Origin of the sequence: Shewanella glacialipiscicola (assembly GCF_023283485.1) — a bacterium.
Classification (GTDB): Bacteria; Pseudomonadota; Gammaproteobacteria; order Enterobacterales; family Shewanellaceae; genus Shewanella; species Shewanella glacialipiscicola.
In genome coordinates this window covers 151711-163942 of sequence record NZ_JAKILU010000004.1, presented here as the reverse complement: position 1 = coordinate 163942, position 12232 = coordinate 151711, and the positions used below count along the sequence as shown (strand labels likewise).

The window sequence follows — 12232 nt, the reverse complement described above, 5'->3', positions numbered from 1 at the left end:
ATGTATTTTAAATAAACCGAACTCCACTCCATCAATACATCCTGCTAACAATGAATATTCCGTTATCAGCTGCATCTCCTTATGCTACTTATCTCGCTTAACTTACAAATATCGCTAATCGCACGGTTCTGGCAGATTCAAATCATTAAGATTGGCGACTCACCCAATAGCAACCCAGTAAGATCACATAACCGACAAAAAATCCAAGTTTATCAACTAATCCCAATCCTGATCAAATTCGATGGCAAAGGTAAGCAACAGTCCCGAAAGCGCCAGCCAAGGCACTTGAAAAAGCGGTTAACACCCCCTGTTTTGCGATTCACCACAAGAACTAAAGTGCGTGCTAAGGGTAAGTCGCCCACTTAAAGCCCAATGACACACAACCAATGTAATCAATGTTCGCGCCTTAAAATTTAAGCGAGGTTTAAGTTTGGGTTAAGTAGCCTACACCTAAACCCACTTAGGAGCGTCACACCATGTCATCAAACACACTGCAAACCATCAAAGTCTGGGACCTATTGATCCGCATATTCCATTGGTCACTCGTCGGTTTTTTTGCCTTAGCCTACCTCACTGAAGGCGAAGACGAGTGGATGATCATCCATAGTTACGCAGGTTACAGCATCTTAATTTTACTGGTGTTTCGTCTACTGTGGGGCGTGATGGGTACCCACTATGCGCGCTTTAGCAACTTTGTCACTCGCCCTAAAGAAGTGCTGGTGTACCTCAAAGGACTCATCGCTGGCAACGCCAAAGACTACATAGGCCATAACCCCGCTGGAGCAATGATGATAATGGCCTTGATTGTCAGCATCGCCATCACGGGGTTCTCGGGCATGGCACTGTACGCCACCGACGGACACGGCCCATTAGCCACAAGCTTTTTCGCCACTTGGCCCGAAGGCGCCATAAAAGAAGTCCATGAATTCTTCGCCAACTTCACCGTGTTCCTTGTGGTTATCCATGTTGGCGGCGTCATCGTCAGCAGCCTGTTACACAAAGAAAACTTAGTCAGAGCCATGCTCACGGGCAAGAAACAACGCCCTGTGGAACAAGAAGATTAATCCATTAGCCATTTTGCTTAGCAACAAGACATCCAACCCAAAAGGAATGCCCTATGAACAGATTAACCAGACACACAAATAAAAGTCGCCTTACTATCGTCGCGATTTCCACCTTGCTGCTGACTAGCCTTAGCGTTAGCGCCGCCAACAGTAAAGTGCAAAGCCTGCCACTTAGCGCCGAGCGTATTGGCACGCAGCTGCAAAGCTATCAAGCCCAAGGCGCAGGTCCCTTTACCGCCGCCGCAGGACAAAAACTTTGGCTACAGGACATGGACGGTCGCAGCTGCACCAGTTGTCATACAGCTAAAGTCACCAACATGGGGATGCACCAAAATACCCGTAAACCCATTGATCCTATGGCGCCGTCGATTACCGCAGATCGGTTAACCGACTCAGCCAAAATCGAGAAATGGTTTACCCGTAACTGTAACTGGACCTTTAAACGCGACTGCACGCCGCAGGAAAAAGGCGATGCCTTACTCTGGTTAAGCCTGCAATAACCGCCAAATTTCGACCTTTATAACTCATTCAATAAGATCAATTAATTTCAATACCTTCCACTGAAGGTAACGGCACAAAAAGGAAGATGTCATGACTAAACAAGCACACCCTATTAGCTGGTTCTTAGGTTCATCACTCACAGCTGCGGCATTAGCTATTGGCGTTATCGGTATCAGCCTAAGCTTAACCGGCACAGGCTATGCGGACGATGGCCGCGGGCTCAGTCGCGCCATTCCACAAAATGCGGAATATACGGCAGAATGTGGCAGCTGCCACATGGCTTATCCCGCGAACTTACTCCCAGCCGACAAGTGGCGCGCCATTACCGCAAATCTTGAGAATCACTTTGGGGACAACGCCAGTCTAGATCCTCAAGTCACTGCTAGAATTGAGGAATATCTGGTTCAACATGCAGCGCAAAATGGTAAGGTGATGAAAAACAGCACGCCACTGCTTGCAGACGCTGGGCCGCAGAAGATCACGGAACAGGCATTTTTTATTCGTAAACACGATGAGCTCCCAAGACGTATGGTGCAAGATAACCCCAAAGTCGGCTCATTCAGTCAATGCAGCAATTGTCACAACCTCGCAGAGAAGGGCATATTCGATGAAGATACCGTTAATATTCCTGGCTTTGGCCGTTGGGATGATTAGCAGCCCCAGCTGCAATGCCCACGACGATGATCTTTCAAACAAGGTGGTCGAGTGGGTTAAGGAAGGCAAAGTTTTGCCCTTCGACACCATAATGCAACGCTATGAATCACGACTAAATGGACGATTGCTCGACCTCGAAGTCGAGCAAAAACATGGAAAGATCATCTACGAACTCGAGATCCTCCGTGACGATGGCATAGTGTATGAAATCAAGATTGACGCCAAAACCGGCGAGTGGCTAAAGGAAAAGGTCGACTGATGCGTTTGCTATTGATTGAAGATGATACCGACCTGGTCGCGCGCCTCATTCCCGCCCTCAACAAGGCGGGTTATACCGTCGAGCACGCCGATAACGGTATCGACGGTGCCTTTTTAGGCGAAGAAGAAAACTTCGAAGCCGTGATCCTCGATCTCGGTTTACCCGGCAAACCCGGTTTACACGTCCTCGGCCAATGGCGACAAAAAGGCTTAACCATACCAGTGCTGATCCTCACCGCTCGCGATGCGTGGCACGAACGCGTCGATGGCCTCAAGGCGGGTGCCGATGATTACCTCGGCAAGCCTTTTCACATTGAAGAACTACTCGCAAGGCTCGAAGTGTTGATCCGCCGCCACTTTGGCCGCGCCGACAATGTGTTGCAACATGCAGGTGTCTCCCTCGATGTCGACAAACAAGCCGTCACCAATGTCGACGGCGAAGTGATAGAGCTAACTAAGATTGAATATCGCCTACTGCATTACTTAATGGTTAACCCCAGCAAAATCGTCTCTAAGTCAGAGCTCAGTGAACGTATTTACGAAGAAGATCAAATCAAAGACAGCAATGTCATCGAAGTATACATTAACCGCCTGCGCCAACGCTTAGGCAAGGATTATATTGAAACCCGTCGCGGCCAAGGTTATCGACTCAAGGAGTAAATGTGTGTATTCACTCAAAGGTTATCTGACGCGCAATCTGCTGATCACGCTCAGCTTTGCCATGGTGTTATTACTGTATTTTCTATACCAAGGCATTCAAGTATTAACCCAAGACTTTGTTGCCTCGCGATTGCAACACGATGCCGACAGCCTGATCTCGGCTCTGAATCACAATCCCGATGGCACCTGGACACTCACCACCGACCGCTTACCCAATGTGTACCACAGGGTTAATTCTGGTCATTATTTTGCAATTCAAATCGGCAAGCAAACCCTGCGCTCACGCTCCCTATTCGACCATAACGTGAACATGCCAAAACTTATCGCGGGTGAGCAACACCAAGCCACTGAGTTTGTAGGCAAAGAACATTGGCTGATGTTCAGTCAGGCCGTAATCAAAGATGATCAATTAGTTACCCTGTGGGTGACAGAAGACATCAGCGAGCTCGAACAAACTCAAGTGAAATTTTTAGCCTTTGCCAGCGCGGCGGTGTTGCTCACGATTCTCATTCTATTAATGGCGCAGTATCAGCTACTGAAACGCGGCTTTAAACCCTTAGAGCAGATGCCTGAAGCCATCCGGCAGATGCGCACCCAGGGGCAAGAAATCAATCCAGACCAAATGCCGAGCGAAATCATCCCGCTGATTGAGGAAATAGATCGTTTAGTCAATCAATTGGGCCAACGAGTACAACGCTCCCGCAATGCCTTAGGTAACTTAGCCCACGAAATGAAACGTCCGCTACAAGGGCTACAGTCCTACCTAGAAAGCCTTCCACCAGAACAGAGGAATGAGTGCAGCAAGGTGCTCGCAAACCTGCACCACATCATCGAGAGAGAGCTTAAGCGCACTAAGATAGTCGGCCTATCTACTCCGGGGCGTTATACCGTGCTCGATGACGATCTCGCACCGCTGATTCAAGTGATGCAGCGCATCTACCCAGACCGCATTATTCATAGCCATTACACGAGCGGCTTAGTAATGCCGTTTGATCGGGATGACTTACTTGAACTCTTAGGCAATTTACTGGATAACGCCTGCAAACATAGCCGCAAGAACATTGAGATCCGTATTCAGCAACAAAGTATCCCGACCTCTGGCTATGAGATTATCGTCAGTGATGATGGCGAAGGTGTCTCTGATGCCGCACTATCAATCATCATTGAGCGCGGCATTCGGCTAGATGAAAGCATCCAAGGCCATGGTTTAGGATTATCTATCTGTAAAGATATCGTCGACAGCTATCAAGGTGAACTGCGCTTTAAGCATGCTGAACAAGGCGGACTCGAAGCCAGAGTGTTTCTGCCAATTCCGACTTAAATAATATGCTCAGTTAAACCATAATCAATTGACTCATAATTTAGGTTATCAAACAGACTCACTTATTTATGCGTACCTTCGCCCTTTAAATTAGACAAACTAAGAGATTGATATGAAAGTAATTGACCTAAAATTAGCGCCACAACATATCCCACAATTAGCGCAATGGCATCATAAGGAATGGGCACATTTGAGTCCGCCAGAAAGTTCTGCTAGCACACTGATAGTGCAAATGAGTGAGTATTTAACTGACGCCGTCATCCCAAAGATGTTTATTGGTGAAGAAGCAAACCAAGTAACGGGATCATCGTCATTGATTGCTGAGGATATGGATAGCCGAACTGATTTAAGCCCTTGGCTCGCCAATGTGTATGTTGATGCAAACCATCGCAATAAAGGGTTGGGTAAATTGTTAGTCAAGGCTGTCGTTGATTATGCTAAAGCGCTTGGTTTACAGAAAATCTACTTATTTACCGCCGACAAAGCCGATTTTTATCAAGCATTGGGATGGTCAATCATTTCACGGGAAGATTATAAGGGCGGGAGGGTGACAATAATGGAATATGAGTTAATGGATTACAGTCGTTAACCGAGTGAATAAGCTCCACGACTGCGTCGTGAAGCTATACATGCAAGCTACCTTTATTTTTACGGTTAGCTTTTAACGCTAGTCAATTTCTATTTCCATACCGAAACGGTTGGATAATTGGCGCTGTTCATGCAGGATTTCAATTCGGCGGCGGGTATCTTGAGCCAACTTGTCTTTGAGCCGTAAGCCACTAGCAGCTGTGGTTTTTTTGGCTTTTTTACTCTTAATCGGTAAATCAATGGTCGTTGCATCGGTTGGACTTTCGACGGTTTGAAATTCGACAGACATAGCTAACTCCTTTAATTCGAACCATTAATCGGCTCTTCCAGTAAATCCCTGTTTTGAAGACTCCACAGGTTATTTCAATCAATCTATTTCGCTACAAGATAGTAACCTATTAAGATTAACTCGTTATTAACCTAGCGGTTTATCATTCAAGCAAATCAGTATTGCGACTCATCCGTTAGCACAACGATATTTAAGAATGAGACATTGTCGATAAACAACGCACCTAAGGAGCGAATATTTATTGGCGACCGAGCGGTATATATTGTTAAAAATAACGCTTAAATTGTGCAGAAGGGTTAGCAAATATATGCGGGGCAAACTCTGCTGCACAACTTTTAGGCTGTGCAACAGTACTACATCTAGACTCGTTTTACGACTTATATGGCATAGCACCAAGGTAATCTTTCTTGCCCACATCGACACCATTGTGACGTAAAATTGCGTAGGCTGTTGTTATATGAAAGTAAATATTTGGAATTGCATGCTCAACAGCAAACTCATAACCGGTAAGATATTTCCCTTCCCAGCGTGGTTGTGACACATGAATAGTGTCTGAATTAACAAAATCTTCTGCTTTGAAGGTCGCTAAGTACGCCAATACTGAGCTAATACGTTCCTGTAATTCAGCTAATGTCGTTTCATTATCATCATGCTTAGGGACTGTATCTAAATTATCCGTTAAACGGGCAACGCCAATTTTGGCGGTATCGCAGGCAATTTGCACTTGGCGAGCAAGATTAAATTGATCTGGCGCTAAACGTGAATTGAGTAAAACAGCCATATCCACTTTCTTAAGGTTTGCGAAACACTCGCCTTTTTCAAGAATAACGCTTAAATTTTTCAGCATCTTGCTAAATTGTACAACCGTTAAATTATAAAGCATGGCATAAACCTCAGTGATGAACGCTACAAGACTGCAGCACTTTAGTTGATCTTGGGGCAAATAAACCTAATTCAATCACTTTAGCAAATTATGTTTTATTGCACAGGAGCTGATATGCGCCAGTACCAGCCTATAATGTTGCCAAATAATAAGATCGCCAATATTAACTCGCACTCCATAGTAACTGACCACAATCGGTCAAATCATAACCACCGAGTAACGCAGCCATTTGGCGTGAATGCCCCGTCGAGAGCATCGTAAATAACTGCTGTAACTGGCGACGGAAGTAAATGCTTTGAGGCATAACAAAATCAAAAGATTCTTTAATCAAAGGCACAAAATGTAAACCACTTTCGAGTGCAACCGACTGGCAGCCAAAGCCAATATCCGCATCACCACGGGCAATATAACCCGCTAATTCACGCTCGCTATAGGCAGTAAGCACCACATTGAGTTGGTCTAATCGAGCACCTTGTTTCAGCAACCAATGCTCTAAATGTTGCTGGCTACCCGCTCCGCCCTGACGACTGACCCAGCGCCAAGGTAGGCTTACAACTTTGTCCTCCTCTTGGCATCTGTGGTGCATATCAGCACGCATAATTAACCCCTGTTGACGGGAATAACCGTGCACCATGATCCACTGCTGATGATTGTTGTAACCCTTTAATAATGCTGGATGACGAATATTTCTATCTTCCATGCTACCCCAGTGTAAGGTGCACACATCCGCATAACCTTTAGCGAGTAGCTCAAGACCAAGGCGTGAGCCGGTAGCACTGTAACTAATTAATTCTCGGCTACCCACTTGCGCCATCAAGCGCGCTACCAGCATAGATAAGAGAGGGTCATCACTACCGGTAATTAATAAACGGTCGGTAAGCATGCCGCTATGGCACGAGTCCATGACCCAACGGTCAATCAACACTTTTGGGAACAACCACTTGCCGGTTATTTTGGTAGCCGGTAGCACTCTGTCATTGGCCATGGCATAGACTTTTTTCTCATTTAGATCTAAATACTCGGCCACTTGCTTTGCGCTCATATAGACCAATTCGCCGCCAGAACTCATCTGCTTTCCTTGTTTTATTATCCATTTTTGCGTGTAAATCGTCGTCGCTACCTTCGTAACAATCGCGTTCTAAACGGTGGTATTGACATCGAACTCAAGATTTTCGCTACCGTGATACACCAAAAAGTGTCGGCCTTTAGCACGGGCAATAATGGTAATCCCTAACTGCTGCGCCAACGCTAAACCCATTTGAGTCACACCGCTTCGCGATAATAAAAGTGGAATGCCCATCTTGGCGACTTTAATCACCATTTCCGAGGTTAAACGACCGGTAGTATAAAAAATCTTATTGTCACCTCGGTCCTGCGTTAACCACATATCACCAGCCAAGGTATCAACTGCATTATGTCGACCCACATCTTCAACGAAGGCCATAATTTTATCGGCCTCACACAAGCCACAGCCATGAACAGCACCGGCATTTTTATAGGTTTCGTTATAGTCGTTAATATTTTTTAATAAGCTATAAAGCGTGCTTTGTTTTAGGCTAGGTGTGGGTAATTTGATATCCTCTAAACCCTGCATAAAACTGCCATATACCGTGCCCTGACCACAGCCTGACGTCACCGTTTTTTCAGACAGTTTTTCATCTAGATCAGCCGTTTGCTCGCGGGTGACCACAGCGGCAGAACTCACATCCCAATCTACAATCACAGAATCAAGCAGACTTACATCCGAAATAAACCCCTGATTTTTAAGATAACCTAACGCCAGTGATTCAGGTTTAGCGCCGAGTGTCATCAGTGTCACTATTGGCCGCCAGTTTAAGTACACAGTAAGCGGACGCTCACAGGCAACAAATTTATCTAACACTTCGCCTGCTTCATTCACCGCTTTTACGGCAATGGTTAACGGCACTTCAGCTTGAGTTCTTACAAAGGAACATTGATGCAAAGGCTTCTGATTGGGGTGAGCTGTCGTTACTACTTTATCTGTGCCCATGGTGTTTTCCAAAGTCATAATGCTACCGCTTGGCGAGTGATGGCCTGAGCATAGCAATATTTGTACCTAGGTATAAAACTCAGCTTTAAATGCGTGATCTGCCGCAGAACTGATTTTTCATTAGCCCTTTTATGTCCCAAACAAAACCAAAGGCAGGACAAAATGTCCCATTTTAAAGCGGTTTTTGATGATCCAGCTCAAACAAATACCCCCCATTTAATGGCATCAATATTGCAGTGACTATTTATTACAATTGATTGGTTACACCGATCCGTAAAATCAACGGTTCGCCCATCAACACGGCTGAGACGGAGAGATAATGCAACATACAACAAGTGTTTGGCCCATGTACGTTTCACTCAGAAAAGTAGAGAAACTCGTTGGCCGCTGGACTTCGGTACAATGGGAAATTGAACATCTGCTGCCCGCCACCCACCCAGCCCCCGATGGTGCAACCTTAGTGCTACTCGAATTGCATAAAGATGAACGCGCCAGCTACCGCCTTAATATCGATTTAGATAATCCTATGCTGTATTTAGTGTGCGATGAAACGGTTGATAATACTTGGGTGCCCGCATTACTGTCGGCAGATCAAAACGTTGCCGCTGGTTGTCTTGAAGGCAACACGCCAGTCATCAACCTATTGATGCCAAAAGCTATTGCTTGTTGGATTGAAGCCTTTATCACTCAGTATGGCGAAGTTGAAATCGCTGCTCATCGCCGTAAGCATGTCGATGGCCGTAGAAATCAAGGCCCTAGTCACGATCCACTTCGGAGGGATTAATGCCTCAACCGACCCCAAAAGCTGGCGGATTATTAAGCCGCTGGAACCAACGCCGCGAACAAGTTGCAGCAGAAGAAGCACTAGACACGCAAGGGCAAACTACGCCTCAACAAGCACACGCGATTAATAAAGTTGATGAAACAGTCTTAGCAGAATCGACTCAAGCTACTGAAGCGATAACTGAGGTTCATCCCGCAGAAAATGACGATCCAAACCGCATACTTACCGCAGCGGATTTACCTAACCCTGACGAGATTGAAATTGGTGGTAGCTTTGCCCGTTTTATGGGGGAGAATGTCGATCCTGCGGCTAAGTCCGCAGCGTTACGTGCACTGTGGAAACAACCTCATTTCAATGAGATAGATGGGCTTTTAGAATATGCCCTCGATTATAGTAATCAACCTAAACTCAGCCCAGAAGTCTCAGCCGAATTAGCGAAAAAAGTCTTCCGCTATATCACTAAAGAGAGTGAAGCAGCGGATGAAGAGTCAGTCTTAGCTAAACACGCTGCAGACACTGAACAATCAACTAATCTTGATGTTAGCGAAGTAAAAACAAATGAAGTCGAAACTGAATTGGCTGCAGAGCCAATAACGGACAATTTGGATGGAGAGGCTGATGACCTATCCCAAAATGAACCAGAGCCGCTAGCTCAGGTCCATACTCGAGTTGTTTAACGTCAGTTTACCTAATTTTAATGTCCGTAACCTTGGTATGTGAATTGCTGTACTAAGCACTAGATAAGCTTAGATAAAAGCAGAAAAGGCAATGACTTAGTTATTACCAACCGCCTAAATCTGCCCAGATACAGTAAAACAAGAAACAGCCAACGTACTGTTCAAAAACGCAATGTGAGCACTCAATTTGATGACCAGTCATAACCAAGAAGCGTTAAAACAAACGCGACAACAGGTGTTAGCGCAAACTCAGATGCTACAGAATCTGATCCCGCCAACCGTCAGCTACACCACCGAAGGCAATGTCCTCATTATCGGCCCAGAAGACTTAGCCCGCCTCGCGGCGGACAAATTGTCCACTATGACGCAGCGCGTAATTTTGGCCAATGAAGCCATTACCAACCAAGATGAAGACCACCTTGAGCGCGTAATGGCCGCTGCCACTGACGTCGAAAGCTACTACAACAAACTCATTGGCGTAAAAGGCTTTTTAGGCCAATTTCAAGTCAGTGTAGAACATGAAAATGGCGCGGCTGAGCTCAGCGTGGTGTCGATTCGTAAACCCCACTTCGATATCGTGCTCGATTTAAGTAGCACTGCCTGTTTGAATTTAGAAATGCTGCCACCTGGATATTTCTATGTCGGCCAAGATGCGGCAAAACTCGACGATGCACTGGCACAAATCCCAGACTTTATCGGTCAATTTGATAAACCCCGTTACGTAAAAATCAACGCAGATTTATGCGCCCATGACCGTAACGGTATCAACGGTTGTAATCGCTGCCTTAATTTTTGCCCAGCAGATGCTATCAGCAGCGTTGCTAAAAAAATTGAAATAGACCCGTATCTTTGCCACGGCGCAGGTAGCTGTAGCAGCGCGTGCCCAACGGGTGCGATTAGTTACGATTTACCAACGCCACAAGCCCTGTATTCATACCTCAACAAAGTGGTCAGTCGCTTTCGCGAACAGGCTCAAACAGCACCCGTGATTTTATTCCACGACAATGCTATCGGCGCTGATTTTATTACTGAAAATTTAGCGGGAGATATTATCCCCGTTGGTCTTGAAGAAATTACCGTTGCCAGCATAGATCACTGGATGTCGGTACTCGCTTGGGGCGCGCGCCAAGTGCTTATCCTTAACACGGATGCCACCGCCCCCACACTCACGCAAATGCTTAAAGGTGAGCTTTCATTAGCCAACAGTATTTTAGATGAAATGGGCCAGCCACAACGCATCAGCCTTATCGACCCAAGCATGCTTAACGACTTGTCATCGATGCTCGATATCAGCTTAGATTGGCCAGTGATTGTGCCCGCAGCGTTTGCATCGACCACTAAGCGCAACACGTTATTTGAAGCAATAGATCACCTCAATAGCCAAGCGGGCGAAATCGATACTTGCCTAAGCCTCAATAATATTCCCTTTGGCAAAGTCAGTGTAAATGTAGAAAAGTGCACACTGTGTATGTCCTGCGTGGCAATTTGCCCCACTGTGGCATTACAAGATGGTGGTGACAAACCTGCGCTCTATTTTATTGAACAAAACTGCGTGCAATGCGGTTTATGTGAGGCGGCCTGCCCTGAAAAAGTGATTAGCCTAATCCCACAAATTAATTTTGATAAAACCGTTCGTCAGCAACAACACACCCTAAAAGAAGAAGCCCCCTTCGAATGTATTCGCTGCGGCTCTGCTTTTGCGACCCAATCTATGGTGCATCGGATGCTGGATATGGTCGGCGCGCACAGTGCATTTTCTGCCAATATTGAACGCTTGAAAATGTGCGGTGACTGCCGGGTAAAAGACATGTTTGAAGACATTCTTCAAGATCCTGAAAAGCAACTTCGATAAGAGATCCGCAATGACCGAATCAGTAAGACAAGTTTCAGAAAACGATCAGTTGAGAGCAGATATCTATCAACTGTTTGCCGCCCTGTTGCGCCGTCAGCCGAGTCCTGAACTGCTGCAGTTTTTGATCACACTTGAAATCGATGACAACGAAGACAACGAGATGACCAAGGCCTGGTTATCACTCCAACTTGCCGCCCAGCAGTTTAACAGTGACCAGCTAGAAGACGAGTATTTTAACCTATTTCTCGGCGTAGGTTGCGGTGAAATCCTGCCCTACGGTAGCTGGTTTATGACTGGCTCATTAATGGATAAACCACTGGCATTGCTGCGCCAAGACCTAATACAACTAGGTTTTGAACGTGAAGATAACGTGAAAGAGCCTGAGGATCACGTTGCCGCCTTGTGTGAAGTCATGGGTGTTCTGATTTTAGAGGCGCCAAGTTATCGCCAACTCGCCTTCTATCAACGCCATATTGGTAGCTGGATTGGTCGTTTCTGCGATAATTTAGCCAAAGCGCCAAGCGCGGCTTTTTACGCAACCGTCGCACAACTGGCCAAAGCCTTTTTTGAGATGGAAGCCAATGCCTTTGAGCAATTGAGCTTAGATATTCCCGTTAATTGCCCCGGTAGTGCTGACTTACAACCCGCCACCAGCGATTTAGCGAAAAAAGTAGATTTAGTGAATTAATG

At 46.0% G+C, this 12232-nt stretch carries 15 protein-coding genes; 11 read left to right on the top strand and 4 right to left on the bottom strand.

Going from position 1 to position 12232, the window contains the following annotated elements; translation table 11 throughout:
- Nucleotides 1-476: 476 nt before the first annotated feature.
- The 7 genes from L2717_RS05130 (at nt 477) to L2717_RS05100 (ending at nt 5047) form a co-directional block, all read left to right on the top strand.
- On the top strand, nt 477-1064 hold the full coding sequence (locus tag L2717_RS05130) for a cytochrome b/b6 domain-containing protein (RefSeq protein WP_220772335.1): 588 nt from the start codon (nt 477-479) through the stop codon (nt 1062-1064).
- A gap of 53 nt (nt 1065-1117) precedes the next feature.
- Nucleotides 1118-1564, top strand: a complete 447-nt coding sequence (locus L2717_RS05125; protein ID WP_220772334.1) for a DUF1924 domain-containing protein — start codon at nt 1118-1120, stop codon at nt 1562-1564.
- A 91-nt stretch (nt 1565-1655) separates the two neighbouring features.
- Complete coding sequence (locus L2717_RS05120; protein WP_220772333.1) at nt 1656-2219, top strand: diheme cytochrome c; 564 nt, start codon at nt 1656-1658, stop codon at nt 2217-2219.
- A complete protein-coding gene (locus L2717_RS05115; protein ID WP_220772332.1) occupies nt 2212-2478 on the top strand; it encodes a PepSY domain-containing protein in 267 nt (88 codons plus the stop codon). Before L2717_RS05120 ends, L2717_RS05115 begins: the two co-directional genes overlap by 8 nt.
- Nucleotides 2478-3137: a winged helix-turn-helix domain-containing protein gene (locus tag L2717_RS05110; protein WP_220772331.1), complete on the top strand. Its 660-nt coding sequence runs from the start codon at nt 2478-2480 to the stop codon at nt 3135-3137. Before L2717_RS05115 ends, L2717_RS05110 begins: the two co-directional genes overlap by 1 nt.
- A 4-nt stretch (nt 3138-3141) precedes the next feature.
- Nucleotides 3142-4458: a sensor histidine kinase gene (locus L2717_RS05105; RefSeq protein WP_220772330.1), complete on the top strand. Its 1317-nt coding sequence runs from the start codon at nt 3142-3144 to the stop codon at nt 4456-4458.
- A gap of 112 nt (nt 4459-4570) precedes the next feature.
- On the top strand, nt 4571-5047 hold the full coding sequence (locus L2717_RS05100; RefSeq protein WP_220772329.1) for a GNAT family N-acetyltransferase: 477 nt from the start codon (nt 4571-4573) through the stop codon (nt 5045-5047).
- A 78-nt stretch (nt 5048-5125) separates the two neighbouring features.
- Here L2717_RS05100 and L2717_RS05095 read toward each other — a convergent pair whose 3' ends face one another.
- The 4 genes from L2717_RS05095 to L2717_RS05080 form a co-directional block, all read right to left on the bottom strand.
- Nucleotides 5126-5335 (bottom strand): hypothetical protein, encoded by a 210-nt coding sequence (locus L2717_RS05095; protein ID WP_220772328.1) that lies wholly within the window; start codon nt 5333-5335, stop codon nt 5126-5128.
- A 370-nt stretch (nt 5336-5705) separates the two neighbouring features.
- Nucleotides 5706-6218, bottom strand: a complete 513-nt coding sequence (locus tag L2717_RS05090; protein WP_220772326.1) for a DUF1993 domain-containing protein — start codon at nt 6216-6218, stop codon at nt 5706-5708.
- A gap of 163 nt (nt 6219-6381) precedes the next feature.
- On the bottom strand, nt 6382-7287 hold the full coding sequence (locus L2717_RS05085; protein ID WP_220772325.1) for a substrate-binding domain-containing protein: 906 nt from the start codon (nt 7285-7287) through the stop codon (nt 6382-6384).
- A 69-nt stretch (nt 7288-7356) separates the two neighbouring features.
- A complete protein-coding gene (locus L2717_RS05080) occupies nt 7357-8229 on the bottom strand; it encodes a formate dehydrogenase accessory sulfurtransferase FdhD (protein WP_220772323.1) in 873 nt (290 codons plus the stop codon).
- Nucleotides 8230-8548: 319 nt separating this feature from the next.
- On the opposite strand from L2717_RS05080, the gene L2717_RS05075 reads away from it, so the two are divergent.
- The 4 genes from L2717_RS05075 to L2717_RS05060 all read left to right on the top strand — a co-directional run bounded on the left by L2717_RS05075 (nt 8549) and on the right by L2717_RS05060 (nt 12230).
- Complete coding sequence (locus tag L2717_RS05075) at nt 8549-9013, top strand: DUF3305 domain-containing protein (protein ID WP_220772321.1); 465 nt, start codon at nt 8549-8551, stop codon at nt 9011-9013.
- Nucleotides 9013-9690 (top strand): DUF3306 domain-containing protein, encoded by a 678-nt coding sequence (locus tag L2717_RS05070; RefSeq protein ID WP_220772319.1) that lies wholly within the window; start codon nt 9013-9015, stop codon nt 9688-9690. Before L2717_RS05075 ends, L2717_RS05070 begins: the two co-directional genes overlap by 1 nt.
- Before the next feature lie 190 nt (nt 9691-9880).
- Nucleotides 9881-11542, top strand: a complete 1662-nt coding sequence (locus L2717_RS05065) for a 4Fe-4S binding protein (RefSeq protein WP_220772318.1) — start codon at nt 9881-9883, stop codon at nt 11540-11542.
- Nucleotides 11543-11552: 10 nt separating this feature from the next.
- The gene (locus L2717_RS05060) at nt 11553-12230 is read left to right on the top strand and encodes a TorD/DmsD family molecular chaperone (RefSeq protein WP_220772317.1); all 678 of its coding nucleotides are present in this window, start codon (nt 11553-11555) and stop codon (nt 12228-12230) included.
- The last annotated feature ends 2 nt before the right edge of the window (nt 12231-12232 follow it).